The 25,821-nt window shown below is 62.8% G+C and carries 24 protein-coding genes; 15 read left to right on the forward strand and 9 right to left on the reverse strand.

The genetic code is table 11. The features are described from left to right. Window positions 1-2 precede the first annotated feature (2 nt). The 4 genes from DXK50_RS10905 to DXK50_RS10920 form a co-directional block, all read right to left on the reverse strand. Window positions 3-410 carry a Spy/CpxP family protein refolding chaperone gene (locus tag DXK50_RS10905; protein WP_212630317.1) on the reverse strand — a complete coding sequence of 136 codons (408 nt, stop codon included), beginning with the start codon at window positions 408-410 and terminating at the stop codon, window positions 3-5. A 281-nt stretch (window positions 411-691) separates the two neighbouring features. Next, window positions 692-1,369, reverse strand: coding sequence for a response regulator transcription factor (locus DXK50_RS10910; protein WP_212630318.1), 678 nt, complete (start codon window positions 1,367-1,369; stop codon window positions 692-694). Window positions 1,370-1,373: 4 nt separating this feature from the next. Next, window positions 1,374-1,751, reverse strand: a complete 378-nt coding sequence (locus tag DXK50_RS10915) for a translation initiation factor 2 (IF-2, GTPase) (protein ID WP_212630319.1) — start codon at window positions 1,749-1,751, stop codon at window positions 1,374-1,376. Window positions 1,752-1,792: 41 nt separating this feature from the next. Next, window positions 1,793-2,092: a YciI family protein gene (locus DXK50_RS10920; RefSeq protein WP_024307820.1), complete on the reverse strand. Its 300-nt coding sequence runs from the start codon at window positions 2,090-2,092 to the stop codon at window positions 1,793-1,795. Window positions 2,093-2,210: 118 nt separating this feature from the next. On the opposite strand from DXK50_RS10920, the gene DXK50_RS10925 reads away from it, so the two are divergent. The 7 genes from DXK50_RS10925 to rluB all read left to right on the forward strand — a co-directional run bounded on the left by DXK50_RS10925 (window position 2,211) and on the right by rluB (window position 8,233). After that, window positions 2,211-3,077 (forward strand): PHP domain-containing protein, encoded by an 867-nt coding sequence (locus tag DXK50_RS10925; protein WP_212630320.1) that lies wholly within the window; start codon window positions 2,211-2,213, stop codon window positions 3,075-3,077. 13 nt (window positions 3,078-3,090) lie between these two features. Next, complete coding sequence (locus DXK50_RS10930) at window positions 3,091-3,717, forward strand: L-threonylcarbamoyladenylate synthase (RefSeq protein ID WP_161866263.1); 627 nt, start codon at window positions 3,091-3,093, stop codon at window positions 3,715-3,717. A gap of 71 nt (window positions 3,718-3,788) precedes the next feature. Next, entirely contained in the window at window positions 3,789-5,003 is a 1,215-nt protein-coding gene (locus tag DXK50_RS10935) for a tryptophan--tRNA ligase (protein ID WP_212630321.1), read from the forward strand. 140 nt (window positions 5,004-5,143) lie between these two features. Beyond that, window positions 5,144-5,842, forward strand: a complete 699-nt coding sequence (locus DXK50_RS10940) for a segregation and condensation protein A (protein ID WP_212630439.1) — start codon at window positions 5,144-5,146, stop codon at window positions 5,840-5,842. Further along, window positions 5,839-6,633 (forward strand): SMC-Scp complex subunit ScpB, encoded by a 795-nt coding sequence (gene scpB, locus DXK50_RS10945; RefSeq protein WP_212630322.1) that lies wholly within the window; start codon window positions 5,839-5,841, stop codon window positions 6,631-6,633. The genes DXK50_RS10940 and scpB overlap by 4 nt, the downstream gene beginning before the upstream one ends. A 95-nt stretch (window positions 6,634-6,728) precedes the next feature. After that, entirely contained in the window at window positions 6,729-6,911 is a 183-nt protein-coding gene (locus DXK50_RS10950; RefSeq protein ID WP_212630323.1) for a DUF1289 domain-containing protein, read from the forward strand. Window positions 6,912-7,078: 167 nt separating this feature from the next. Then, on the forward strand, window positions 7,079-8,233 hold the full coding sequence (rluB, locus tag DXK50_RS10955) for a 23S rRNA pseudouridine(2605) synthase RluB (protein ID WP_161866259.1): 1,155 nt from the start codon (window positions 7,079-7,081) through the stop codon (window positions 8,231-8,233). Window positions 8,234-8,307: 74 nt separating this feature from the next. On the opposite strand, the gene DXK50_RS10960 is transcribed toward rluB, so the two are convergent. The 5 genes from DXK50_RS10960 to DXK50_RS10980 all read right to left on the reverse strand — a co-directional run bounded on the left by DXK50_RS10960 (window position 8,308) and on the right by DXK50_RS10980 (window position 13,093). Further along, window positions 8,308-9,234, reverse strand: coding sequence for a GGDEF domain-containing protein (locus DXK50_RS10960; protein WP_161866258.1), 927 nt, complete (start codon window positions 9,232-9,234; stop codon window positions 8,308-8,310). A gap of 239 nt (window positions 9,235-9,473) precedes the next feature. Beyond that, window positions 9,474-10,214: a YciK family oxidoreductase gene (locus DXK50_RS10965; protein ID WP_161866257.1), complete on the reverse strand. Its 741-nt coding sequence runs from the start codon at window positions 10,212-10,214 to the stop codon at window positions 9,474-9,476. Window positions 10,215-10,278: 64 nt separating this feature from the next. Continuing rightward, the gene (mupP, locus tag DXK50_RS10970) at window positions 10,279-10,950 is read right to left on the reverse strand and encodes an N-acetylmuramic acid 6-phosphate phosphatase MupP (protein WP_161866256.1); all 672 of its coding nucleotides are present in this window, start codon (window positions 10,948-10,950) and stop codon (window positions 10,279-10,281) included. Then, a complete protein-coding gene (gene ubiG / locus DXK50_RS10975; RefSeq protein ID WP_161866255.1) occupies window positions 10,950-11,648 on the reverse strand; it encodes a bifunctional 2-polyprenyl-6-hydroxyphenol methylase/3-demethylubiquinol 3-O-methyltransferase UbiG in 699 nt (232 codons plus the stop codon). The genes mupP and ubiG overlap by 1 nt, the downstream gene beginning before the upstream one ends. A gap of 125 nt (window positions 11,649-11,773) precedes the next feature. Then, on the reverse strand, window positions 11,774-13,093 hold the full coding sequence (locus tag DXK50_RS10980; RefSeq protein WP_161866254.1) for a TRZ/ATZ family hydrolase: 1,320 nt from the start codon (window positions 13,091-13,093) through the stop codon (window positions 11,774-11,776). Window positions 13,094-13,251: 158 nt separating this feature from the next. Between DXK50_RS10980 and mtnA the strand changes: the two genes are divergently transcribed. From mtnA to rpsA, 8 genes are all read left to right on the forward strand, one after another. Then, complete coding sequence (gene mtnA / locus DXK50_RS10985; RefSeq protein WP_212630324.1) at window positions 13,252-14,328, forward strand: S-methyl-5-thioribose-1-phosphate isomerase; 1,077 nt, start codon at window positions 13,252-13,254, stop codon at window positions 14,326-14,328. Window positions 14,329-14,552: 224 nt separating this feature from the next. Then, a complete protein-coding gene (gyrA, locus tag DXK50_RS10990) occupies window positions 14,553-17,321 on the forward strand; it encodes a DNA gyrase subunit A (protein WP_212630325.1) in 2,769 nt (922 codons plus the stop codon). Between the two features lie 156 nt (window positions 17,322-17,477). After that, entirely contained in the window at window positions 17,478-18,563 is a 1,086-nt protein-coding gene (gene serC, locus DXK50_RS10995; RefSeq protein WP_212630326.1) for a 3-phosphoserine/phosphohydroxythreonine transaminase, read from the forward strand. Window position 18,564: 1 nt separating this feature from the next. After that, window positions 18,565-19,659 (forward strand): prephenate dehydratase, encoded by a 1,095-nt coding sequence (gene pheA / locus DXK50_RS11000; RefSeq protein ID WP_161866250.1) that lies wholly within the window; start codon window positions 18,565-18,567, stop codon window positions 19,657-19,659. Window positions 19,660-19,756: 97 nt separating this feature from the next. Continuing rightward, window positions 19,757-20,866 carry a histidinol-phosphate transaminase gene (hisC, locus tag DXK50_RS11005; RefSeq protein WP_212630327.1) on the forward strand — a complete coding sequence of 370 codons (1,110 nt, stop codon included), beginning with the start codon at window positions 19,757-19,759 and terminating at the stop codon, window positions 20,864-20,866. Beyond that, on the forward strand, window positions 20,863-23,103 hold the full coding sequence (locus DXK50_RS11010) for a bifunctional prephenate dehydrogenase/3-phosphoshikimate 1-carboxyvinyltransferase (protein ID WP_212630328.1): 2,241 nt from the start codon (window positions 20,863-20,865) through the stop codon (window positions 23,101-23,103). Before hisC ends, DXK50_RS11010 begins: the two co-directional genes overlap by 4 nt. Next, on the forward strand, window positions 23,100-23,765 hold the full coding sequence (gene cmk / locus DXK50_RS11015) for a (d)CMP kinase (protein ID WP_161866247.1): 666 nt from the start codon (window positions 23,100-23,102) through the stop codon (window positions 23,763-23,765). Before DXK50_RS11010 ends, cmk begins: the two co-directional genes overlap by 4 nt. 149 nt (window positions 23,766-23,914) lie before the next feature. After that, complete coding sequence (gene rpsA, locus DXK50_RS11020; RefSeq protein WP_012018329.1) at window positions 23,915-25,597, forward strand: 30S ribosomal protein S1; 1,683 nt, start codon at window positions 23,915-23,917, stop codon at window positions 25,595-25,597. Window positions 25,598-25,821 lie beyond the last annotated feature (224 nt).

A 25,821-nucleotide genomic window follows, 5' to 3' on the forward strand; every position in this document is an offset into this window, starting at 1 on the left:
GATCAGTTGTTTTTGCTGTCCTTCTCGGCTTTCCAGGCCTTGAATTCCGCCATTTCGGCGCGGCGAGCTTCCATTTTCTTCTGATGCTCGTCGAAGGCTTTCTGCTGCTCGGGGTTGAGCAGGTCACGCAGTGCCTTGTGCTGGTCGGCGCGAGCCTGCTCCAGCTCCTTCTTCATGGCCTGCTTCTCGGCCTCAGGCAGCTTGTCCAGATAGCGCTTGGTGATGTCGCGATGGGCTTTCATCTGTTCGCCCATCAGCTTGCGGAACTCCTGGCGCTGTTCCTTGCTCAGGTTCAGCTCCTTGAACATGCCGTGGTCGCGGTCATGGTGGCGTGGGCCACCGTCCGGCATGGCCAAGGCCAGGGTCGGCAGAGTGGCGGCGAGCAGCAGGGCGGTGAGGGTCTTGCGCATGGTGATTCTCCTTGTCTTGAGAACCTGTTTTACGATCTAGCGAGCTAGAGTCATGCAAGGCGAAAACAGACGAGGAGGCGGAGTGTACTGTTGTACATGAGCATTTCCGAGTCTGTTTTCAACGCAGCAGGGCCGACGCGCAGCAGGTCGTAAACAGGTTCCGAGGCCGGTAAGTACCGGATGGGCTCATTATGCGGCGGTCAAGGTCAAGGGCAGTCAGGCGTGGGTAAAGCTTGGGTAAAGACGATGTTGCAGGTCGTTTACGTAAGGGCGGCAAACGATCACGGCGCGTAGTAATAGCCGCGGCTACGCAGTGCGAGAATGCGTGGGCGACCATCGGGGTGCGGGCCGAGCTTCTTGCGCAGGTTGCTGACGTGCATATCCAGGCTGCGGTCGTACAGGGTCAGTTTGCGGCCCAGGGCGAGTTGCGCCAGCGACTGCTTGTCCACCGGCTCGCCCGGCTGGCGCAGCAGAGCCTCCAGCAGACGGCTTTCGGAAAGCGTCAGCGGAACGTCATGCTCACCGATGCTGACCACTCCGCGGTTGGGGCTGAAGCTGAGATCACCCAGCTCCAGTTGGCTGCTGGCCGGGGCGGGGGCGGTACGCCGGAGTACGGCACGCAGGCGTGCGGTCAGCTCACGCGGATCGCACGGCTTGGCCAGGTAGTCATCCGCGCCCAGCTCCAGGCCAAGGATGCGGTCCAGCGGCTCGCCGCGGGCCGACAGCATCAGCACCGGCAGATCAGGATGTTCGCCACGCAATTGCTTGAGCAGCTCCAGGCCGCTGCCATCCGGCAGCATCACGTCGAGCACCACGGCATCAGGCGCTTGTGCGGCAAGGGCCTGACGCGCACCGCCAGCTTCATGGCAGGCGATGACCTGGAAGCCTTCCTGGGTCAGCCAGCTGGCAAGCAGCTCGCAGAGTTCCTGGTCGTCATCAATCAGCAGCAATCGGCTCATGGCGTCAGTTGATCCATTCGCGGCGAGTCTTGCGCGAGCCTCGCAGCAGGGTGCCAAACAGCATTGAAGCCAGGCTCAGGGCGGCGCCGAGGGCGAACCAGGTCTGCTCTTCACTGAGCACGCGTGGCTGGGCCTGTGCCTGGCTCTCCTTGAGCTGCGTGCGCAGGCGCTGATTCTCCTGGCGCAGGCGTTGCAGTTGCACGGCGCTGCTGGCTTGCTGTTCATTGCGCAGCTGCTCGCTTTGCGCCAGGCGCTGCTCCAGTTCCTGGCTCAGGGTGTCCACACTTGCCGCCTGAGGAGGCGGTAGAGCGACTTCTTCTGCCTGCAGCGACGCGCAGGTCAGCAACAGGGTGACCAGCAGGGACAGCGGGGTCGTGCGCATCGCGATTCCTTGTAGGCGAAAGCCGCGTGAGTGGTACCGCGTCAGGGCAGCACTTTCTTGAAGGGTTTGACCACAACGCTGGCATACACACCGGCTGTGCGGTACGGGTCGGCATCGGCCCATTTCTGCGCAGCTTCAAGGGAGTCGAATTCGGCAACGACCAGGCTGCCGCTGAAGCCCGCCGGGCCTGGGTCATTGCTGTCGATGGCCGGATGCGGGCCGGCCAGCAGCAGGCGACCTTCCTGCTTCAACTGTTCCAGGCGGGCTAGGTGAGCAGGGCGTGTGGCCAGACGATTTTCCAGGGAGTTTTCGACGTCGGTGGCGATGATGGCGTAGAGCATCTCAGTCCTTAATTCAGGTCGAAGCGGGGAGGGAATGGAGCGTTTGCGCCATACGGCGTCTGCCTTGCGGCGGATGTGGGGCATAATAACAAACATCAATCTCAACGAAAGCGCCGCCATGATTGTCGATCTGCACTGCCACAGCACCGCCTCAGATGGCGCCCTGGCGCCCGCCGTACTGGTGGCGCGGGCGCACGAACGCGGCGTGCGGCTGCTCGCATTGACCGACCATGACACCCTCGAAGGGCTCGATGAGGCGCACCTCGCGGCCGAACCGCTGGGCATGAAGCTGATCAACGGCATCGAGCTGTCCTGCACCTGGGGCGGGGCGACCATTCATGTGCTGGGCTACGCCTTCGAGCGGGAGGCTCCAGCCCTGCGGGCTGCCATCGAGGCTTTGCACCATGGGCGCTGGCAGCGTGCCGAGGAAATCGACCGACGCCTGGCGGTCAAGGGCATGCCCGGCGCACTTGAGGGTGCGCGTGCTGTCCAACAGGAATTGGGCGATAGCGGCAACGCACCGGCGCGCCCCCATTTTGCCGAGTTTCTGGTGCGCGCCGGGCATGTGCGTGACCGTGCCGAGGCGTTTCGCAAATGGCTGGGCTCGGGCAAGTTGGGCGACGTCAAGCAGCATTGGCCTATGCTGGAAGAAACCGTTGCCACCTTGCGTTCGGCCAATGCCTGGATCAGCCTGGCGCATCCGTGGCAATACGACTTTACTCGCAGTAAGCGCCGACGCCTGGTTGCCGACTTCGCAGCGGCGGGTGGTCATGCCCTGGAAGTGGTGAACGGCATGCAGCCCGCCGAACAAGTAGGTGGCCTGGCGATTCTGGCGCGCGAGTTCGGCTTGATGGCCAGCGTCGGCAGCGATTTCCATGCGCCGGGCGACTGGTCCGAGCTGGGCATGTACCGCCCGTTGCCCGATGACCTGACCGCGCTCTGGGAGCGCTTCGAACATGCACAGCCATCCGCTGTCACTTCATGAGCAGGGAGCAAGCGTGAGTCAATTTTTCCAGGTTCACCCGGAAAACCCCCAGGCACGCCTGATAAAACAGGCCGTGGAAATCATTCGTGGCGGCGGCGTGGTGGTTTATCCCACCGACTCGTCCTACGCGCTGGGCTGCGCCATCGGCGACAAGAATGCGGTCGAACGCATTCGCCGCCTGCGTCAGCTCGACGACAAGCACAACTTCACCCTGGTCTGCCGCGACCTGTCGCAGATCGGTCTGTTCGCCAAGGTCGACACCGCCGCTTTTCGCCTGCTGAAGAATCACACCCCGGGCCCCTATACCTTCATCCTCAATGCCACCCGCGAAGTGCCGCGCATGCTGCTGCATCCCAAGCGCCGCACCATTGGCATCCGCGTGCCCAGCCATCCCATCGCCCTGGCGTTGCTGGAGCAACTGGGCGAGCCGTTGATGAGCGTCAGCCTGATCATGCCGGGTGATGAACTGCCGATGTCCGACCCCTACGAAATGCGGCAGATTCTCGAACACCATGTCGACCTGATCATCGACGGTGGTTTCGGCGGGCTGGAAGCCTCCACCGTGGTCAATCTCGCCGAGGATAGCCCGGAAATTCTGCGCGTCGGATGCGGCGACCCGACGCCGTTCCACGATCTCTGACGCCGGCTTTTCCGTTGTGGGCCTAGCTACCCTATACTCCCTGGCCTTGTCTGAATTTTGGATAGAACGGTTTGAGCCTTAACGACTCCGAACGTCGGGTGCTGTCAGGGATGCGTCCCAGCGGTCGTTTGCACCTCGGGCACTACCACGGCGTGCTGAAGAACTGGGTCAGGTTGCAGCACGAGTATGACTGCTTCTTCTGCATCGTCGACTGGCATGCGCTGACCACCGAATACGCCGATGCCGGCCAGCTTTCCCAGCACGTCATGGATATGGCGGTCGATTGGCTGGCCGCGGGTGTCAGCCCCAGCTCCGCTACGTTGTTCGTGCAGTCGCAAGTACCGGAACATGCCGAGCTGCACCTGTTGCTGTCGATGATCTGTCCGCTCAGCTGGCTCGAGCGGGTGCCTTCCTACAAGGAGCAGCTGGAACGACAGACCGGCAAGGATCTCTCTACCTACGGTTTTCTCGGTTATCCGCTGTTGCAGGCGGCGGACATCCTGCTGTATCGCGCCGGCCAGGTGCCGGTCGGGGCCGACCAGTTGCCTCATGTCGAGTTTGCCCGCGAAGTGGCGCGCCGGTTCAACCACCTCTACGGCAGCGAGCCGGATTTCGAGCTGAAGGCTGAAGCCGCCATTGGCAAGCTGGGCAAGAAAGTCGGCAAGCTCTACCGTAACCTGCGCAAGGCTTATCAGGAGCAGGGTGACGCAGAGGCGCTGGAGACGGCGCGGGCCCTGCTCAAGGAGCAGACCAGCATCACTCTGGGCGATCAGGAGCGCCTTTACGGCTATCTGGAAGGTGGCGGCAAGGTGATTCTGAGCGAGCCGCAGCCGCTTCTCGCCGAGTTTTCACGGGTACCAGGTCTGGATGGGCAAAAAATGGCCAAGTCCAGCGGCAACACGATATTCCTGCGCGACAGCGATGCCGAGATCGAGGAAAAGCTGCGGCGCATGCCGACCGACCCCGCACGCGTGCATCGCGACGACCCCGGTGAGCCACAGCGCTGCCCGGTCTGGTCACTGCATCAGTTGTATTCCAACGACGAACAACTGCATTGGGTCATTGAGGGCTGCCGAAGCGCTTCGATTGGTTGCCTCGATTGCAAGAGCGCGCTGTGCTCGTCTCTGCAGGCAGAGTTGACTCCTCTGCAGCAGCGTGCCGTCGACTACGAGGAAAACCCCGATCTGGTGCGCAGTATCCTCGCCGAGGGTGCCGAGCATGCTCGTGACGAAGCACGCAATACCCTGGCCGAAGTGCGCATGGCCATGGGCCTGAATCATCGTTGAAGGAGCCGCGGCTGATGAGTGAATCCGCCACGCCAGTCGTGGACAGCCAGGCCGGCGCGCAGCAGGAGCTGCCGTTCGCCCTGGTCTACGGCGAGGCGGTCACCGAGTTGCCGCTGGACCTGTACATCCCTCCGGATGCGCTGGAAGTCTTCCTCGAAGCCTTCGAAGGACCGCTCGACCTGCTGCTCTACCTGATTCGCAAGCAGAACATCGACATCCTCGACATTCCGGTGGCTGAAATCACCAAGCAGTACATGGGCTATGTCGAGCTTATGAAATCGGTGCGCCTGGAGTTGGCCGCCGAGTACCTGGTCATGGCCGCCATGCTCGCCGAGATCAAGTCGCGCATGCTCCTGCCGCGTTCGGCCGAGGCCGAGGAGGAAGAGGACGACCCGCGTGCCGAGTTGATCCGCCGTCTGCAGGAGTATGAGCGCTTCAAGGCCGCTGCCGAAAATATCGATGAGCTGCCGCGCGTCGGCCGTAACGTGACCGTACCCAGGCTCGACGCTCCCGAAGCCCGCGCGCGCAAGCTGCTGCCGGACGTGAGCCTGGAAGAGGTGCTGCTGTCGATGGCCGAGGTGCTGCGCCGCGCCGACATGTTCGAAAGCCATCAGGTCACCCGCGAGGCACTGTCCACCCGCGAGCGCATGAGCGAAGTGCTGGAGCGCCTCAAGGGCGGGGCTTTCGTGCCGTTCGTCGAGCTCTTCGCTGCTGAAGAGGGGCGGCTTGGCGTGGTAGTCACCTTCATGGCGGTGCTCGAATTGATCAAGGAATCCCTGGTAGAGCTGGTGCAGAATGAGCCCTTCGCTGCCATCCACGTCCGAGCCCGTGCCGAATGAACCTGAATGACCCCCAAGACCTGGCCCAGTTGCTTGAAGCCTTTCTGCTGGCTTCGGGGAAGGCGCAATCGCTCGAACGCCTCTACGAACTGTTCGAGGAGGGCGAGCGGCCCGAACCCGAGCAATTCAAGGCGGCGCTGGAAATCCTGCGCCAGTCCTGCGAGGGCCGCGCCTTCGAGCTGAAGGAAGTGGCCTCGGGCTACCGCCTGCAGGTGCGCGAGCGCTTCGCTCCCTGGGTCGGTCGGCTCTGGGAAGAGCGGCCGCAGCGCTATTCCCGTGCGCTGCTGGAGACTTTGGCGCTGATCGCCTATCGCCAGCCGATCACTCGCGGTGAAATCGAGGACGTGCGCGGCGTGGCGGTCAACAGCAACATCACCAAGACGCTGCTGGAACGTGAGTGGATTCGCGTGGTGGGCTATCGCGATGTGCCAGGGCGCCCGGCGATGTTCGCCACCACCAAGGGATTTCTCGATCATTTCAATCTGAAGAGTCTCGACGAACTGCCGCCGCTCGCAGCGCTGCGCGAACTGGAACCCGAGCCGGAGCTGGCGCTGGATGAGGACGCCGAAGTGCCGGCAGGCTTGCAGGCGCGCGCCGACCTGGCTTTGCAAGAAGAAGGAGAGGCCGTCGAGCCGCGCGAGGAAGTCAGCTTCCGCAGCCTGCTGGCCGAGCTGGACGACATGGAGCAAGGGCTCAAGACCGACTTCGACGACCTGCGCCTGGTCGAGGAAGCAGACGAGCCTGCCGAAAGCTACCTGGCCGACCTGGACGGTGACGAGCCGTTGCATTGACGGCGTTTAAGCCGGGTATCGAATCCTTCAATCACTCCTGCCTGACCAGACCCTTATGCTTGCCAGCATCCGACCCGTACTGTCGAGGAGGCGTAATGAGCAAGAGTCCCTGCATCAAGGTCTGTGAGTTCGAAAAGGACATATGCCTGGGTTGCGGCCGCAGTCGCCAGGAGATTAAGGGCTGGAAGCGCCTGGACAAGCACGAGCGTCTGGCGCTGTTGGCCGAAGCCGATATGCGCTTGCTGGCGCTGGCGGCGACCGGGCGACGCAAACACTGAGGCAAGTTCTTGCTCTGGTCGCGCCTTGCGGATTTATCTGCCTCTTGTCTCGGCGCGGTGAGTGTCTTGTTCGGACGAATGCCGCAGCATCATCTACCCTAAGAGCTCTCCAGTGCGTATGATGCGCGCCCTTCGTTCATCCATTACTACACCGGGAGGTGCCCAAGATGACTGAGCACGAACAACCGCGTCCTGCAGGCGAGAAACTGCAGAAAGTTCTGGCCCGCCTCGGGCTGGCCTCGCGTCGCGAGATAGAGACCTGGATCGCCGAAGGTCGGGTCAAGGTCAATGGCGCCGCTGCGACCCTGGGTCAGCGCGTCGATGCCAACGATGCCATCGCCCTTGATGGCCGCCTGCTCAAGCGCGAAGAGATCACCGGTTCGGTTCGTCGTGTGCTGATCTACAACAAGCCGGACGGTGAGATCTGCACCCGTGACGACCCGGAAGGTCGCCCCACCGTATTCGACCGCTTGCCGCGCCCGAAAGAGGGCCGCTGGATCAACATCGGGCGTCTCGATATCAATACCACCGGCCTGCTGCTGTTCACCACCGATGGTGAGTTGGCCAACCGCCTGATGCACCCGTCCTATCAGATGGACCGCGAATACGCGGTGCGTGTGCGTGGCGAGGTTACCGAAGAGATGCTCGAAAACCTCAAGACTGGCGTCATGCTCGAGGACGGTCCGGCCAAGTTCACCGATATCAAGGAAGCGCCCGGTGGCGAGGGTTTCAACCACTGGTATCACTGCGTGGTGATGGAAGGGCGTAACCGCGAAGTGCGCCGTCTGTGGGAATCCCAGGGTTTGGTGGTCAGCCGCCTGAAGCGTGTGCGCTTCGGTCCGGTGTTCCTCACCTCGGAGCTGACCATGGGCCGCTGGCGCGAGATGGACCAGCGCGAAGTGGACATTCTCAGCGCCGAAGTCGGTCTGGCTCCGCAAGCGCTGCCGGCGATGAAGGAGAAGACCCGCGACAAGCTCGACCGTCTGCAGCGCAAATCGGCCAAGCCGGTCGATGTCCGTGGCAAGCGGGTGCTGCGTCCGGCCAAGGACGAGGCTGGCGCGGAGGGCGCCCGCCCGAGTCGCGCGCCGCGCCGCGAAGATGCCGAGCAGCGTGCCCCGCGCAGCCGCAAGGAAAGCGGTGAGCGTCGTGAGGGCGGTCGTGGTACGCCGGTTGCCGAGCGTCCGGGCGACGTGAAGAAGCGTCAGCCACGTCCGGCGGTGGAACTGTCCGAACGTCCGGCACGCAAGCCGCGACCGGCTGCGCCAGGCAAGCGCGCACCATCGGGTGATGGCCAGCGCCCCGGCTTTGGCCGCAAGCGCTGATAAACGAAAAGGGACTCCGCGGAGTCCCTTTTTTCATTCTGGTGCGGATTTCATCCGCCTTGGGCAGTCAGCCTCTAGCCCGCCATGGACAGGCGATTGCGTCCTTCACGCTTGGCTACATAGAGCGCGTTATCGGCACGGCGCAGCAGGCTTTCGGCAGATTCACCCGGCAACAGGCTCGAACAGCCCAGGCTGATGGATACGTCGATGGGGCGCCCGGCATCCAGGCATTGCAGTTCCAGTACGGCAAAGCGCAGGCGCTCGCCCACCAGCGCTGCTCCCTCCCGGCTGGTACCTGAGAGAATCACCAGAAACTCTTCGCCGCCGTAGCGAAAGACCATATCGATATTGCGCAGCTGGTTCTTCAGGGTCTGCGCGACCGCTTTCAGCACCTGGTCACCGAGTGCATGGCCATGGCTGTCATTGATGGTCTTGAAGTGGTCGATGTCGAGCATAAGCAGGGACAGCGGCTGCAGATTGCGGCGGGCCAGATCCACCTCGCGCTGCAGCACCTGATCCATGGCGATGCGATTGCCGGTATCGGTCAGCGGGTCGCGCAGCGCACTGTGCAGCGCGGTGCGGTAGAGCAGGGCGTTGCGCAGCGGGAAAAGCAGGCTGGCCAGCAGTGACTCCAGCTGAATCAGCTCGTCCTCGGCGAAGCGCTGCTTGCGACGGAAGATCAGTTCACCCAGGTATTCCCCTTCATGACTGAGGCGATAGCCAGCCGAGTGCGGTGCGCGTTCACCCAATTCCAGGCGCAGATCCTGGGAGGGATGCTGAAAAGCCAGCGCGTCAAGCGGCACCAGACGTTGCACTTCGCGAAAGAACAGGTTGAGGATGCGCTCCACATCCAGGCTGGTCTGCAGTTGCAGGCTCAGGTGGTGACGTAGCTCCGCCAGGCTGATGGGCTTTAGTGGCAGATCGCGATTGCCGGTAACGCCGAGACGCTGCAATTTGGCGGCATCGAAATCGATGGTATTGGAGTGGCTGGGGGGGACCATGGAGCAGAACCTCTGGCGCGGTGGTGCGACGAGAGGGTTAGAGCGAATTTCGTGCCAACTGGTTCATGCTGGCATAAAGCCTTTTTAAATCAATTGCTTAGGTGATATTGAAGGCGCTGTTCGGCAAGCGGTTGCCGGTAGTCTGGCGGTATTGGTGGCAATGTGCTGCCGTGCGGCAAAGGGCGTGGCGGATTTCTGTCGCATCAGGGCCCGCTCGCTGGCGGGCCCTGATGTCCTGCTTATTGAGCGTCGAAGGCCTGGCCGTTGACGCCCTTGCTATCCGGCCCCATGAGGTAGAGATACAGCGGCATGATCTCTTCGGGCAGCGGGCGGGTTGCTGGGTTTTCCCCAGGGTAGGCCTGTGCGCGCATGGCGGTGCGGGTCGCGCCCGGGTTGATGCTGTTGGCGCGCACGTTGGCGATACCGTCCAACTCATCGGCCATCACCTGCATCAGGCCCTCAGTGGCGAACTTGGACACGGCGTAAGCACCCCAATAGGCGCGGCCCTTGCGGCCAACACTGCTGGACGTGAAGGCAACGGAGGCGTCCTGCGACAGCTTGAGCAGTGGCAGCAAGGTGCTGCTGAGCATGAACATGGCGTTGACGTTGACGTGCATTACGCGCATGAAGTTGTCGCCGGAGAGCTGTTCCAGCGGGGTGCGTGGGCCGAGGATGGAGGCGTTGTGCAGCAGGCCGTCGAGGCGGCCGAATTCGTTCTCGATCATCACTGCCAGCTCGTCGTACTGGTGCGGCAGCGCGGTTTCCAGGTTGAAGGGAATCACCACCGGCTGCGGATGACCGGCCGCCTCGATTTCGTCGTATACCTGGCTCAGGTTGGCTTCGGTCTTGCCCAGCAGCAGTACGGTGGCACCGTGGGCGGCAAAGCTCTTGGCGGCGGCTGCGCCGATACCGCGGCCGGCACCGGTGATCAGGATGACGCGATCCTTGAGCAGGTCTGGGCGGGCGGTGTAGTCGAACATGTTCAGGGTCCTTCGCGATGCTTAAATGGGGCGGGGCTGGCCCGCCAGAACAGGGAGAGGCGGCTTAGCAGCTGCACAGGGCTCGATCGAGTACGGCGCGCAGTTCCGCTGGATGATCGACGACGACGTCGGCGCCCCAGTTACGCGGGTTGTCTTCGGGATGGATATAGCCGTAGGTGACGGCGGCAGTACGGCAGCCGGCGGCGCGTCCGGACTCGATATCGCGTTCGTCGTCACCGATGAACAGTACCTCCTGCGGCTGTACGCCGATCTTCTCGCAGGCCAGCAGCAGCATGTCAGGTGCGGGCTTGCTCAGTGCCACGTGATCCGGGCACACCAGCACTGCCGAGCGCTCGGCCAGATTCAGGCGTTGCATGATCGGCTCGGCATAACGTACCGGCTTGTTGGTGGCCACGCCCCATGGTAGGCGCGCCTGCTCGATGTCGGCGAGCAGTGCTTCGATGCCGTCGAAGGGGCGAGTCAGCACCGCGCAATGCTCCTGATAGCGCTCGAGGAACTCCTGGCGCAGGGCTTCGAAGGCGGCCGAGTCCGGGGCCTCGTCGAAGGCGCAGGCAACCATGGCGCGTGCGCCGCCGGATACCTGGTCACGAATGATCTTGTCTGCCAGTGGCGGCAGGCCGCGAGCGGCACGCATGGCCTGGGTAATGGCGATGAAGTCCGGCGCCGAGTCGAGCAGGGTGCCGTCCATGTCGAACAGTACAGCGCGCAAACGCATCAATCTTTCCTCAGCGTCTGGATCATGTAGTTGACGTCGACGTCGGCTTCCAGTTTGTAGTGCTTGGTCAGCGGGTTGTAGGTCAGGCCGATGATGTCCTTGACCTCGAGGCCGGCCGCGCGACTCCAGGCGCCCAGTTCCGAGGGACGGATGAATTTCTTGAAGTCGTGGGTGCCGCGCGGCAGCAGGCGCAGGATGTACTCGGCGCCGATCACGGCGAACAGATATGCCTTGGGGTTGCGGTTGATGGTGGAGAAGAACACCTGGCCGCCCGGCTTGACCAGCTTGTGGCAGGCGCGGATCACCGACGACGGATCGGGCACGTGCTCGAGCATCTCAAGGCAGGTGACCACGTCGAACTGGCCCGGCATTTCCTCAGCGAGGGCTTCGGCGGTGATCTGCCGGTAGTCGACCTCGACGCCGGACTCCAGCTGATGCAGCTGCGCCACCGAAAGCGGCGCTTCCCCCATGTCGATGCCGGTGACGCTGGCACCGCGCTGGGCCATGGCCTCGCTGAGAATGCCGCCGCCGCAGCCGACGTCCAGGACGCGCTTGCCGGCAAGGCCGACACGTTCGTCGATCCAGTTGACTCGCAGCGGGTTGATGTCGTGCAGGGGTTTGAACTCGCTCTCGCGGTCCCACCAGCGGTGTGCCAGGGCCTCGAATTTGGCGATTTCGGCGCGGTCGACGTTGCTCATAAGCATCTCTTCAAAGCAGGAAAGCGTATTGCCGCTATGTTGCCAGTTTAGGAGCAGGCATGGGGCGGCGCGGATTCGGTCAATGTATGTCAGTTTGTCGCAGTGCGGGTGCCGTCTTGCGGCGATCACTTGGTGGCAATTTTCTCGCCCCAGGCTCGCGCTTTGGTGATCAGCTCGCCTTCGTCCATGCGCGTCAGGCGGCCATCCTCCAGCAGTTGTTTGCCGCCGACCCACAGGTGCTTCACGCAGTCGCGGCCGCTGGCGTAGATGAGTTGCGAAACCGGGTCGTAGATCGGTTGCTGGGCCAGGCCGGAAAGGTCGAAGGCGACGACATCGGCCAGTTTGCCCAGCTCCAGCGAGCCGGTCTGTGTCTCCAGGCCCAGTGCGCGAGCACCATTGAGGGTGGCCATGCGCAAGGCGCTGTGAGCATTGAGGGCAGTGGCAGATCCGGCGACGGCCTTGGCCAGAAGCGCCGCGGTGCGGGTTTCGCCGAGCAGGTCGAGATCGTTGTTGCTGGCCGCGCCATCAGTGCCGATAGCGACGTTGACGCCGGCCTGCCACAGGCGCTCGACCGGGCAGAAGCCGCTGGCCAGTTTCAGATTGGATTCCGGGCAATGCACGATATTGCAGTTGTGCTCCACCAGCAGCGCCAGGTCCTCGTCATCTATCTGCGTCATGTGCACCGCCTGGAAGCGCGGGCCGAGCAGGCCGAGGCGTGCCAGGCGCGCCAGCGGGCGCTCGCCGTGTTTGGCAACGGCTTCGGCCACCTCCTGAGCGGTTTCGTGCACGTGCATATGAATGCCGGCATCCAGTTCATCAGCCAGCACGCGAATCTGCTCGAGCTTGTCGTCGCTCACCGTGTACGGCGCGTGGGGGCCGAAGGCGATGCGGATGCGTGGGTGCTGCTTGAGGTCATCGAACAGTTGCAGGCCCTTGCGCAGCGCCTCGGCAGCGTTGAGCGCGCCGGGCACCGGGAAGTCCAGTACGGGAACGGTGATTTGCGCGCGCACACCGGCGTTATGCACGCATTCGCAGGCTACCTGCGGGTAGAAGTACATGTCCGAGAAGCAGCTGATGCCGCCCTTGATCTGCTCGGCGATCGCCAGGTCGGTGCCGTCGCGGACGAAATCCTCGTCGACCCATTGACCTTCGGCAGGCCAGATGTGCTCGTGCAGCCAGGTCATCAGCGGCAGGTCGTCGGCAATGCCGCGCAACAGTGTCATCGCCGCGTGGCCGTGGGCGTTGATCAGCCCCGGGGCGAGCAGGCATTGGGGGAGTTCCCGCACCTCCGTTGCCGGATGGCGCAGTGCCTCGGCCCGCGGCGCGATCAAGGCGATCTGCCCGTTGCGGATGCCCAGGCCATGATCGCGCAGCACGACGCCGGCTGGCTCCACGGGCACCAGCCAGGTGGGCAGCAGCAACAGGTCGAGAGGGGCTTCGGGCATAGGCTGGGTCCGTGTGACTGGATCGGTCTGGGAAGGTCGCCAGTGTATAGATGAACGCGCGCAGCTTGAAGTCGTGAGGGCATGGCGGATTGTTCGGCTGGTGTCTGCTGGTCTAGGTATAATCCGCGGCTTTTTTGGCGGTTACAGGGTGGAGTGCGATGCGCGAGCAATTGCTGGCGGTGGAGAAGGCTCAGGCGATCGAGTGGCGCGATGGCGCGTTGTATCTGCTCGACCAGCGCCTGTTGCCGCATCGGCAGGTCTGGCTGCGCTTCGATACCACTGCGGAGGTGGCCGATGCGATTCGCGACTTGGTGGTGCGCGGCGCGTCGGCGATCGGTATTGCCTGTGCCTATGCGCTGGTGCTGGGTGTGCGCGCCCGGCTGCAGGCGGGGGGAGACTGGCGTGGGGCGCTGGAGGCGGACGTTGAACTTCTGGAGCGTTCGCATCCTACGACGGTATACCTGTCCAGGGCGCCACAACGCATGCGTGAGCGTCTGGCGCGAATCAAGGATGGCGACGATGCCCTCGCGCTGCTGGAGGCCGAGGCGGTCGGTATTCATGTCAGCGACCGTGAAGCGAATCTGGCCATGGCGCAGCTGGGTATGGAGCTGATCCGCAGGCATCAGGGCAATTCGCAGGTGTTGCTGACCCACGGCAATGCCGGTGCGCTGGCCACGGGGGGCTTTGGCACGGCGCTTGGGGTGATCCGCGCGGCGCATCTCGAGGGGCTGATCGAGCACGTCTATGTCGGTGAAACCCGTCCCGGTCTGCTGGGGGCGCGGCTGAGCGCCTGGGAGCTGGCCGGCGACGGTGTGTCGGTCAGTCTCAATGCCGATGCGGCGGCGGCACACTTGATGAAAGCCAAGGGCGTCACCTGGGTGATCCTCGGCGCAGAGCGCATCGCCGCCAATGGTGATGTGGTCAATACCATCGGCACCTATCAGTTGGCGGTCAACGCCATGCATCACGGCGTGCGCCTGATGGTGGTCGCGCCGAGCTCGACCATCGACATGGGGCTTGAGAGCGGTGAGGACATCCTGCTCGAGGAGCGTGACGGGCGCGAGTTGCTGGAGGTGGCGGGGCAGGTAGTGGCCGCGGAGGTGCATGCCCTCAATCCGGCCTTCGATGTGACGCCTGCCGATCTGGTTGACTACATCGTGACCGAGAAGGGTGTAGTCGAACGTCCCGATAGCGCCAAGCTGGCGCAACTGATGTGCCGCAAGCGTCTGCATTGAGCTGGCCGTCCAGGCCCCTTTGCGGGGTAGGTGTGTGGCACGCTTTGTGATAATCTCCGGCAGTTTTCAAGGGGGCTGACCACAGCCACCTTCACTGCATCGAATCGTGACATAACTCGTTGATTTGTCGTGAGTCGCTGATGGCCTGACGCTATCGCGACGTGCTCCATGGCGTTCCGGAAGAATGACGCGGAGTTTCACCAGAAAAAGGAACCAGGCTTCTCATGGGCGAACTGGCCAAAGAAATCCTCCCGGTCAATATCGAAGACGAGCTGAAACAGTCCTACCTCGACTACGCAATGAGCGTGATCGTCGGTCGTGCGCTGCCGGATGCGCGCGATGGCTTGAAGCCGGTCCACCGTCGTGTGCTCTACGCCATGAGCGAGTTGGGCAACGACTGGAACAAGCCCTACAAGAAATCCGCCCGTGTGGTCGGTGACGTGATCGGTAAATACCACCCGCACGGCGACACCGCGGTATACGACACCATCGTGCGTATGGCGCAGGACTTCTCCCTGCGCTACCTGCTGGTCGACGGCCAGGGCAACTTCGGTTCGGTGGACGGCGACAACGCCGCGGCCATGCGATACACCGAAGTGCGCATGACCAAGCTGGCGCATGAGCTGCTGGCCGACCTGGACAAGGAAACCGTCGACTGGGTGCCCAACTACGACGGCACCGAGCAGATCCCGGCTGTCATGCCGACCAAGGTGCCGAACCTGCTGGTCAATGGTTCTTCCGGTATCGCCGTGGGCATGGCCACCAATATCCCGCCGCACAACCTCTCCGAGGTGATCGATGGCTGTCTGGCGCTGATCGACAACGCCGACCTGACCGTCGATGACCTGATGCAGTACATCCCGGGCCCGGACTTCCCTACTGCGGGCATCATCAACGGCCGTGCCGGGATCATCGAGGCCTATCGTACCGGCCGTGGGCGCATTTACATCCGCGCCCGCGTCGAGGTCGAGGACATCGACAAGGTTGGCGGTCGCCAGCAGCTGGTGGTCACCGAGCTGCCTTACCAGCTGAACAAGGCGCGCCTGATCGAGAAGATCGCCGAGCTGGTCAAAGAGAAGAAGATCGAAGGCATTACCGAGCTGCGTGACGAGTCCGACAAGGACGGCATGCGCGTGGTGATCGAACTGCGTCGCGGCGAAGTGCCGGACGTGGTGCTGAACAACCTGTACGCCCAGACCCAGATGCAGAGCGTGTTTGGCATCAACGTGGTGGCGCTGGTTGACGGTCAGCCCAAGACCATGAACCTCAAGGACATGCTCGAGGTGTTCGTCCGTCACCGCCGTGAAGTGGTGACCCGTCGCACCGTCTACGAGCTGCGCAAGGCGCGTGAGCGTGGCCACATCCTCGAAGGTCAGGCGGTGGCGCTGTCCAACATCGATCCGGTGATCGAACTGATCAAAGCCTCGCCGACCCCGGCCGAAGCGAAGGAGCGCCTGCTCGCCACTGCCTGGGAATCCAGTGCGGTGGAAGCCATGGTCGAGCGCGCTGGCGCCGACTCCTGCCGCCCGGAAGGGCTGGATGAGCAGTACGGTCTGCGTGACGGCAAGTACTACCTGTCGCCGGAGCAGGCTCAGGCCATTCTGGAGCTGCGTCTGCACCGCCTGACCGGTCTGGAGCACGAGAAGCTGCTGGCCGAGTACCAGGAAATTCTCGCTCTGATCGGCGAGCTGATCCGTATCCTGACCAGTCCCGAGCGTCTGATGGAAGTCATCCGCGAGGAGCTGGAAAAGGTCAAGGCCGAGTTCGGCGACAAGCGTCGTACCGAGATTATCGCTTCGCGTCAGGACCTGACCATTGCCGACCTGATCACCGAAGAAGAGCGTGTCGTCACTATCTCCCACGGCGGCTACGCCAAGAGCCAGCCGCTGGCCGCCTACGAGGCGCAGCGTCGCGGTGGCAAGGGCAAATCCGCCACCGGGGTGAAGGACGAGGACTACGTCGAGCACCTGCTGGTGGCCAACAGCCACGCGACCCTGCTGCTGTTCTCCAGCAAAGGCAAGGTCTACTGGCTGCGCACCTTCGAAATTCCGGAAGCCTCGCGTACTGCGCGCGGCCGTCCGCTGGTCAACCTGCTGCCGCTGGACGAGGGTGAGCGCATCACCGCGATGCTGCAGATCGATCTCGAAGCGCTGCAACAGAGCGCAGGTGCAGACGAAGACCTGGACGATGAAGGCGTGGTGATCGAAGGCGAAGCCACCGAGGTGGTCGAGGCCGAGGAAGTCGAAGAAGTCGAGGGTGAAACTCCCGAGCTCGTCGCCGAACCGACTGGCGCATACATTTTTATGGCTACCGCCTTCGGTACCGTGAAGAAAACCCCGCTGGTGCAGTTCAGCCGTCCACGCAGTGCCGGCCTGATCGCGCTGAAGCTGGAAGAGGGCGACACCCTGATCGCTGCTGCCATCACCGATGGTGCCAAGGAAGTCATGCTGTTCTCCGATGCCGGCAAGGTGCTGCGTTTCGCCGAGAGCAAGGTGCGCACCATGGGCCGTACCGCACGCGGCGTACGCGGCATGCGTCTGGGCAAGGATCAGCAGCTGATCTCCATGTTGATCCCCGAGTCCGGCGCGCAGATCCTCACCGCTTCGGAGCGCGGCTTCGGCAAGCGTACGGGGCTGGGTAAGTTCCCGCGTCGCGGCCGCGGCGGCCAGGGCGTTATCGCCATGGTCACCAGCGAGCGTAACGGCAAGCTGGTCGGCGCCATCCAGGTGCAGGACGGCGAGGAAATCATGCTGATTTCCGACCAGGGCACCCTGGTGCGTACCCGTGTCGACGAAGTGTCCAGCTCGGGCCGTAATACCCAGGGTGTGACCCTGATCAAGCTGGCCAAGGACGAGATCCTGGTCGGCCTGGAGCGCGTACAGGAGCCGACTCCGGTAGAAGATGACGAGCTGGTGGAAGGCGAAGAGGGCGCGGAAGTTGCCGAAAGCACCGACGCACCGATCACCGACGCCGAGGAAGGCAGCGAGGAATAAAGTTGGGCTCCGTGGGAGGGGTTTTGGCTGCGACTGTCGCCGCTAAAGCGCTTCCCTCGGAAACCGGGATGGGTTGAGCGCAGCGATACCCATCGGCAAGCGGTGTGACATGCCATCGCCTGGTGGTGGCGTTCTGTGAATCTGAGAGAGACAGACGTGAGCAAGCGAGCTTTTAACTTCTGCGCCGGCCCGGCCGCGCTGCCGACCGCTGTACTGCAACGCGCCCAGGCCGAGATGCTCGACTGGCAGGGCAAGGGCCTGTCGGTGATGGAGATGAGCCATCGCAGCGACGATTACGTGGCCATCGCCAGCCAGGCCGAGCAGGACCTGCGTGATCTGCTCGCCGTGCCCAATGACTACAAGGTGCTGTTCCTGCAGGGCGGCGCGAGCCAGCAGTTCGCCGAGATTCCGCTGAACCTGCTGCCGGAGGACGGCGTGGCGGATTACGTCGAGACTGGCATCTGGTCGAAGAAGGCCATCGAGGAAGCCCGTCGCTACGGCGCCATCAATGTGGCCGCCAGCGCCAAGGCACACGACTATTTCGCCATTCCCGGGCAGAACGACTGGCAGCTGTCGAAGAATGCCGCCTACGTGCACTACTGCAGCAACGAAACCATCGGCGGTCTGCAGTTCGACTGGGTACCGCAGACCGGCGACATCCCGCTGGTGGTGGATATGTCTTCGGACATCCTTTCGCGGCCCATCGATGTGTCCCAGTTCGGCCTGATCTATGCCGGTGCGCAGAAGAACATCGGCCCCAGCGGCCTGGTGGTGGTAATCGTCCGTGAGGACCTGCTCGGCCGTGCCCGCAGCGCCTGCCCGACCATGCTCGACTATCGTGTCTCGGCCGATAACGGCTCGATGTACAACACCCCGGCCACCTATTCCTGGTACCTGTCCGGCCTGGTGTTCCAGTGGCTGAAGGAGCAGGGCGGTGTCGAGGCCATGGAGCGTATCAATCGCGCCAAGAAGGACCTGCTGTACAAGACCATCGACAGCAGCGATTTCTACAGCAACCCTATCGCTCACAACGCACGCTCCTGGATGAACGTGCCGTTCCGTTTGGCTGACGAAAAGCTGGACAAGGCCTTCCTCGCTGGCGCCGATGAGCGCGGCCTGCTCAACCTTAAGGGCCATCGTTCGGTCGGCGGCATGCGTGCCTCCATCTACAACGCCGTCGGCCTGGATGCGGTCGAGGCGCTGGTGGCCTACATGGTCGAGTTCGAGAAGGAGCATGGCTGACATGTCGGAGCAGGAACTGCAGGCGCTGCGTGTGCGCATCGATAATCTCGATGAGCGCATTCTCGAGCTGATCAGCGACCGCGCGCGCTGCGCCGAAGAAGTGGCGCGGGTGAAAATGAAGGAACTGAAGGAAGGCGAGTCGCCGGTCTTCTACCGCCCTGAGCGCGAGGCTCAGGTGCTCAAGCGCATCATGGAGCGCAACCAGGGCCCGCTGGGTAACGAGGAGATGGCGCGGCTGTTCCGCGAAATCATGTCCTCCTGCCTGGCCCTGGAGAACCCGCTGAAGGTTGCCTACCTCGGCCCCGAGGGCACCTTCAGTCAGGCCGCGGCGATGAAGCACTTCGGCCACGCCGTGATCAGCGTGCCGATGGCGGCCATCGACGAGGTGTTCCGCGAGGTGGCTGCCGGTGCGGTGAACTTCGGCGTGGTGCCGGTGGAAAACTCTACCGAAGGCGCAATCAACCACACCCTGGACAGTTTCCTCGAGCACGACATGGTGATCTGTGGTGAGGTGGAGCTGCGCATCCACCATCACCTGCTGGTAGGCGAGACCACCAAGACCGACAAGATCACCCGCATCTATTCTCATGCCCAGTCGCTGGCGCAGTGCCGCAAGTGGCTGGACGCGCACTACCCGAACGTCGAGCGCGTGGCGGTCTCCAGCAACGCCGACGCCGCCAAGCGGGTCAAGAGCGAATGGAACAGCGCGGCCATCGCCGGCGATATGGCCGCCAATCTGTATGGCCTGACCAAGCTGGCCGAGAAGATCGAAGATCGCCCGGACAACTCCACGCGATTCCTTATTATCGGCAGTCAGGAAGTGCCGCCGACCGGCGACGACAAGACCTCGATCATCGTCTCCATGCGTAACAAGCCGGGCGCGCTGCACGAACTGCTGGTGCCGTTCCATAACAACGGCATCGACCTGACCCGCATCGAGACCCGTCCGTCGCGCAGCGGCAAGTGGACCTACGTGTTCTTCATCGACTTCATCGGCCACCACCGTGATCCGCTGATCAAGGATGTGCTGGAAAAGCTCGCGCAGGAGGCCGTGGCACTGAAGGTGCTGGGCTCCTATCCCAAGGCGGTGTTGTAACCCGCGCCCCTGTAGGAGCGGCTTTGGCCGCGATATTCGCGACTGAAGTCGCTCCTACAAAGCCTGTGGCGCTCGGTCGAGACAATGAGGTTGTGTAATGACTTGCGATTTCCTGACCCTGGCCCAGCCAGGCGTACAAAAGCTGTCCCCCTACGTACCAGGCAAGCCAGTCGATGAGCTGGCTCGTGAACTGGGGCTCGATCCGGCCGGTATCGTCAAACTGGCCAGCAACGAGAATCCGCTCGGCCCCAGCGACAAGGCACTGGCGGCGATTCGTGCCGAGCTGGACGAGCTGACTCGCTACCCGGATGGCAATGGCTTCACCCTCAAATCCGCCTTGGCTGATCGCTACGCTGTCGATGCGGCGCAAGTCACTTTGGGCAATGGTTCCAACGACATCCTCGAACTGGTCGCTCGTGCTTATCTGGCGCCTGGCCTGAACGCCGTTTTCAGCGACTATGCCTTTGCTGTTTACCCCATCGCTACCCAGGCGGTCGGCGCGCAGGGCAAGGTCGTGCCGGCCAAGGACTATGGTCACGACCTGGACGCCATGCTGGCGGCCATCGACGACAAGACGCGCGTGGTGTTCATCGCCAACCCCAACAACCCGACCGGGACCTGGTTCGGCCCTGAGGCACTGGAGGCCTTCCTGGCCAAGGTGCCTGAGTCGGTACTGGTAGTGCTGGACGAGGCATACATCGAGTACGCCGAAGGCGACGAACTGCCGGACGGCCTCGAGTATCTGGCGCGCTATCCCAATCTGCTGGTCTCGCGCACCTTTTCCAAGGCCTATGGCCTGGCATCGTTGCGGGTCGGTTACGCGATCAGCTCGCCAGCCATCGCCGATGTGCTCAATCGTGTACGCCAGCCGTTCAACGTCAACAGCCTGGCTCTGGCCGCTGCCTGCGCTGCGCTGAGTGACACCGACTACCTGGCCGAAAGCCGTCGTCTCAACGAAGCCGGCATGCAGCAACTGGAAGATGGCTTGCGCGCCTTGGACCTCGGCTGGATTCCCTCCAAAGCAAACTTCATCGCCGTCGACTTTGGCCGCGATACCGCTGCGATCAACCAGGCACTGCTGCGTGAAGGGGTAATCGTGCGGCCAATGGCCGGTTACCGCATGCCCAACTTCCTGCGGGTCTCCATCGGTCTGCCGAGAGAGAATGCACGTTTCCTCGATGCTCTGGCCTCGGTGCTGTCCGCGTGACTGTCACTGCAGTGCAATCGACTGGTCCTAAGATCGGCCGCCTGGTGGTGGTAGGTCTCGGCCTGATCGGTGGGTCCTTTGCCAAGGGGCTGCGTAAACGGGGCCTGTGCCGGGAAGTGGTTGGTGTCGATCTGGATGCCGAATCGCGTCGCCTGGCCGTCCAGTTGGGCGTGGTTGACCGTTGCGAGAGCGACCTGGCTGCCGCCTGTCAGGGGGCGGAGGTCATTCAGTTGGCCGTGCCTATCCTGGCGATGGAGAAGGTGCTTGCGCAGTTGGCCGGGCTGGATCTTGGCGATGCCGTGCTCACCGATGTGGGGAGCGCCAAGGGCAATGTCGTGCGTGCCGCGCGCCTGGCTTTCGCCGGCAAGCCTGTGCGCCTGGTGCCGGGGCACCCCATCGCGGGTTCCGAGCAGAGTGGTGTAGAGGCCGCCAATGCCGAGCTGTTCCGTCGCCACAAGGTGATTCTGACGCCCTGCGAGCACAGCGATGAAGCCGCTGTGGCGCTGGTCGAAAACCTTTGGCGTGAGCTCGGCGCAGATGTCGAGTCCATGGACGTCGAACATCACGACCAGGTGCTGGCTGCTACCAGCCATCTGCCGCACTTGCTGGCCTTTACCCTGGTCGACTCGCTGGCCAAGCGCAGCGAGAACCTGGAAATTTTTCGCTATGCCGCCGGTGGTTTCCGCGATTTTACGCGGATCGCCGGCAGTGATCCGGTGATGTGGCACGATATCTTCCTCGCCAATCGCGAGGCCGTGTTGCGCACACTGGATACGTTTCGCGACGATCTCGACGCCTTGCGCGACGCGGTCGACGCCGGGGATGGGCATCAATTGCTGGGCGTATTCACCCGCGCCCGCGTGGCCCGCGAACACTTCAGCAAAATTCTGGCCCGCAGGGCCTATGTGGACGCTATGCACTCGACCGATCTGATTTTCCTGGCAAAACCTGGTAGCAGCCTGTCCGGACGTATCCGCGTACCCGGTGACAAATCCATTTCGCACCGTTCAATCATGCTGGGTTCGCTGGCAGAGGGTACCACCGAGGTCGAAGGCTTTCTCGAAGGTGAGGACGCCCTGGCCACCCTGCAGGCGTTCCGCGACATGGGCGTGGTCATCGAAGGGCCGCACCATGGCCGCGTGACCATTCACGGTGTCGGCCTCAAGGGCCTGAAGGCTCCGGCGGGCCCCTTGTACATGGGCAACTCCGGCACTTCCATGCGCCTGCTCTCCGGCCTGCTCGCCGCGCAGTCGTTCGACACCACCCTGACCGGCGATGCTTCGCTGTCCAAGCGCCCGATGAATCGCGTGGCCAAGCCGCTGCGTGAAATGGGCGCAGTGATCGAGACCGGTCCGGAAGGCCGTCCGCCGCTGACCATCAAGGGCGGCCAGCGCCTGACCGGCATGGATTATGAAATGCCCATGGCCAGTGCCCAGGTCAAATCCTGCCTGCTGCTGGCCGGCCTGTACGCTGCGGGCCGCACCTCGGTGACCGAACCGGCGCCGACCCGCGATCACACCGAACGCATGCTGCGCGGCTTTGGTTACCCGGTCAGTGTCGAGGGCAGTACCGCCAGCGTCGAATCCGGCCACAAGCTGACCGCTACCCGCATCGAAGTGCCGGCCGACATCTCCTCGGCGGCCTTCTTCCTGGTCGCGGCCAGCATCGCCGAAGGTTCCGAGCTGGTGCTGGAGCACGTCGGCATCAACCCGACCCGTACCGGAGTGATCGATATCCTCAAGCTGATGGGCGGCGATATCACCCTGGAAAATCAGCGCGAAGTGGGCGGCGAGCCAGTGGCCGATATTCGTGTACGTGCCGCCAAGCTCAAGGGCATCGACATTCCCGAAGACCTGGTGCCCCTGGCCATCGACGAGTTCCCGGTGCTGTTCGTAGCTGCGGCCTGTGCCGAAGGTCGCACCGTGCTGCGCGGCGCCGAGGAGCTTCGGGTCAAGGAATCCGATCGCATCCAGGTCATGGCCGACGGTCTGATTGCGCTTGGCGTCAAGGCCGAGCCGACCCCGGACGGCATCGTCATCGAGGGCGGCGCCATTGGCGGCGGCGAAGTCTGGGCGCATGGTGACCACCGTATCGCCATGTCCTTCAGCGTCGCCTCGCTGCGCGCCAGCGCGCCGATCCGTATCCATGATTGTGCCAACGTCGCTACTTCCTTCCCGAACTTCCTCGCCCTGGCGGCGCAAGTGGGGATCAATGTGGCTGAAGAGGGCAAGGCATGAACGCCCCGGTAATCACCGTCGACGGGCCGAGCGGGTCGGGCAAGGGCACCCTCTGCGCATTGCTGGCCAAGCAACTGGGCTGGAATCTGCTCGACTCCGGCGCGCTGTATCGCCTGCTGGCCTTCGCTGCAGGCAATCACGGCATCGATCTGACCAACGAGGAAGCGCTCAAGCAATTGGCGGCGCACCTGGACGTACAGTTCATCGACAAGCGCATCATCCTCGAAGGCGAGGAGGTGACCGATGCCATCCGCAACGAGCAGGTGGGTGCGGGTGCCTCCATGGTTGCATCGTTGCCAGCGGTGCGCGAAGCGCTGCTGCAGCGTCAGCGGGCGTTTCAGGAAATGCCTGGCTTGGTGGCTGATGGGCGGGACATGGGCACCGTGGTGTTCACCGATGCGCCGCTCAAGGTTTTCCTCACTGCCAGTGCCGAGGAACGTGCACGCCGCCGCTACCTGCAGTTGAAGGCCAAGGGCGATGATGTTAATCTCGCGAGTCTTCTCGATGAGATACGGGCACGCGACGAGCGCGATACCCAGCGCGCGGTGGCACCGCTCAAGCCTGCTGCTGACGCAATCCTGCTGGATTCGACCGAGCTTTCCATCGAGCAGGTGCTTGAACGAATTCTGCGTGAGGTCGCCGATCGCGATCTCGCCGGCTAAGGACTTTCGGTTGCTTTAAATCGAAAAGTCCGCAAGGAGGCATGCGGGAGACCAGTCCTTGTCCCGCAGGCCTCTTTTTACATGAACGAACCCACATGGTCTGGAATGTGGTTTGGGCGAATCCCCGCCCTTGATCAACAGGAATCAACATGAGCGAAAGCTTTGCAGAACTTTTTGAAGAAAGCCTGAAATCCCTCGACATGCAGCCGGGTGCCATCATCACCGGCATCGTGGTCGACATCGACGGTGACTGGGTTACCGTTCACGCCGGTCTGAAGTCCGAGGGCGTCATCCCGCTCGACCAGTTCTTCAACGAACAAGGCGAGCTGACCATCAAGGTCGGTGACGAAGTCCACGTCGCGCTGGACGCGGTTGAAGATGGCTTCGGTGAAACCAAGCTGTCCCGCGAGAAAGCCAAGCGCGCTGAATCCTGGCTGGTTCTGGAAGCTGCGTTCAACGCTGAAGAAGTGGTCAAGGGCGTTATCAACGGTAAGGTCAAAGGCGGCTTCACCGTTGACGTCAACGGCATCCGCGCGTTCCTGCCGGGTTCCCTGGTTGACGTCCGTCCGGTGCGTGATACCACTCACCTGGAAGGCAAAGAGCTGGAATTCAAGGTCATCAAGCTGGACCAGAAGCGCAACAACGTTGTCGTTTCCCGTCGCAGCGTCCTGGAAGCCGAGAACAGCGCCGAGCGCGAAGCTCTGCTGGAATCCCTGCAGGAAGGCCAGCAAGTCAAAGGTATCGTCAAGAACCTCACCGACTACGGTGCGTTCGTTGACCTGGGCGGCGTAGACGGCCTGCTGCACATCACCGACATGGCTTGGAAGCGCATCAAGCATCCGTCCGAGATCGTCAACGTTGGCGACGAGATCGACGTCAAGGTTCTGAAGTACGATCGCGAGCGCAACCGCGTATCCCTGGGCCTGAAGCAACTGGGCGAAGATCCGTGGGTTGCCATCAAGGCGCGTTACCCGGAAAACACCCGCGTCATGGCGCGCGTCACCAACCTGACCGACTACGGCTGCTTCGCTGAGCTGGAAGAAGGCGTTGAAGGTCTGGTGCACGTTTCCGAAATGGACTGGACCAACAAAAACATCCACCCGTCGAAGGTCGTCAACGTCGGCGACGAAGTGGAAGTCATGGTTCTGGACATTGACGAAGAGCGTCGTCGTATCTCCCTGGGTATCAAGCAGTGCAAGACCAACCCGTGGGAAGACTTCTCCGGCCAGTTCAACAAGGGTGACAAGATCTCCGGCACCATCAAGTCGATCACCGATTTCGGTATCTTCATTGGTCTGGACGGCGGCATCGACGGCCTGGTTCACCTGTCCGACATCTCCTGGAACGAAGCCGGCGAAGAAGCCGTGCGTCGCTTCAAGAAGGGCGACGAACTGGAAACCGTCATCCTGTCGGTTGACCCGGAGCGCGAGCGCATCTCCCTGGGTATCAAGCAGCTGGAAGACGATCCGTTCAGCAACTACGTTTCCCTCAACGACAAGGGCACCATCGTCCGCGGCGTTGTGAAGGAAGTAGATGCCAAGGGCGCGATCATCGACCTGGGCAACGAAATCGAAGCCACTCTGAAAGCCTCCGAAATCAGCCGTGACCGCGTTGAAGATGCGCGCAACGTCCTGAAGGAAGGCGACGAAGTAGAAGCCAAGATCATCAGCGTCGACCGCAAGTCCCGCGTCATCAGCCTGTCCATCAAGTCGAAAGACGTCGAGGACGAGAAGGACGCAATGAAGGAACTGCGTAACAAGCAAGACGTTGAAAGCACCGGCCCGACCACCATTGGTGATCTGATCCGTGCTCAGATGGAAAACCAGAACTAAGTTCGGGTAATTCATCAAAAAGGCGACCTTCGGGTCGCCTTTTTCATTTCTGCGTCCTTCCACGCAACGCCGCCCCTGTAGGAGCGGCGCCCCGCCGCGAACAGCGGTCATTCCTCCGGGCTCGCCGGAAAAAGCTTCGCCCCGAGGCGGGGCTCTTACATAAAATCAAAAAAACGCCGCAATCCTCCTGTAGGAGCGGCGCCCCGCCGCGAAAAGCGCTCTTC

Origin of the sequence: Pseudomonas sp. KB-10 (assembly GCF_018221585.1) — a bacterium.
Lineage (GTDB): Bacteria > Pseudomonadota > Gammaproteobacteria > Pseudomonadales > Pseudomonadaceae > Aquipseudomonas > Aquipseudomonas yangonensis.

Coding starts and splice junctions, on each gene's coding strand:
- DXK50_RS10905 (WP_212630317.1), bottom strand. CDS start 410: ATGCGCAAGACCCTCACCGCCCTGCTGCTCGCCGCCACTCTGCCGACC.
- DXK50_RS10910 (WP_212630318.1), bottom strand. CDS start 1,369: ATGAGCCGATTGCTGCTGATTGATGACGACCAGGAACTCTGCGAGCTG.
- DXK50_RS10915 (WP_212630319.1), bottom strand. CDS start 1,751: ATGCGCACGACCCCGCTGTCCCTGCTGGTCACCCTGTTGCTGACCTGC.
- DXK50_RS10920 (WP_024307820.1), bottom strand. CDS start 2,092: ATGCTCTACGCCATCATCGCCACCGACGTCGAAAACTCCCTGGAAAAT.
- DXK50_RS10925 (WP_212630320.1), top strand. CDS start 2,211: ATGATTGTCGATCTGCACTGCCACAGCACCGCCTCAGATGGCGCCCTG.
- scpB (WP_212630322.1), top strand. CDS start 5,839: ATGAACCTGAATGACCCCCAAGACCTGGCCCAGTTGCTTGAAGCCTTT.
- DXK50_RS10950 (WP_212630323.1), top strand. CDS start 6,729: ATGAGCAAGAGTCCCTGCATCAAGGTCTGTGAGTTCGAAAAGGACATA.
- rluB (WP_161866259.1), top strand. CDS start 7,079: ATGACTGAGCACGAACAACCGCGTCCTGCAGGCGAGAAACTGCAGAAA.
- DXK50_RS10960 (WP_161866258.1), bottom strand. CDS start 9,234: ATGGTCCCCCCCAGCCACTCCAATACCATCGATTTCGATGCCGCCAAA.
- DXK50_RS10965 (WP_161866257.1), bottom strand. CDS start 10,214: ATGTTCGACTACACCGCCCGCCCAGACCTGCTCAAGGATCGCGTCATC.
- mupP (WP_161866256.1), bottom strand. CDS start 10,950: ATGCGTTTGCGCGCTGTACTGTTCGACATGGACGGCACCCTGCTCGAC.
- ubiG (WP_161866255.1), bottom strand. CDS start 11,648: ATGAGCAACGTCGACCGCGCCGAAATCGCCAAATTCGAGGCCCTGGCA.
- DXK50_RS10980 (WP_161866254.1), bottom strand. CDS start 13,093: ATGCCCGAAGCCCCTCTCGACCTGTTGCTGCTGCCCACCTGGCTGGTG.
- mtnA (WP_212630324.1), top strand. CDS start 13,252: ATGCGCGAGCAATTGCTGGCGGTGGAGAAGGCTCAGGCGATCGAGTGG.
- gyrA (WP_212630325.1), top strand. CDS start 14,553: ATGGGCGAACTGGCCAAAGAAATCCTCCCGGTCAATATCGAAGACGAG.
- pheA (WP_161866250.1), top strand. CDS start 18,565: ATGTCGGAGCAGGAACTGCAGGCGCTGCGTGTGCGCATCGATAATCTC.
- hisC (WP_212630327.1), top strand. CDS start 19,757: ATGACTTGCGATTTCCTGACCCTGGCCCAGCCAGGCGTACAAAAGCTG.
- cmk (WP_161866247.1), top strand. CDS start 23,100: ATGAACGCCCCGGTAATCACCGTCGACGGGCCGAGCGGGTCGGGCAAG.
- rpsA (WP_012018329.1), top strand. CDS start 23,915: ATGAGCGAAAGCTTTGCAGAACTTTTTGAAGAAAGCCTGAAATCCCTC.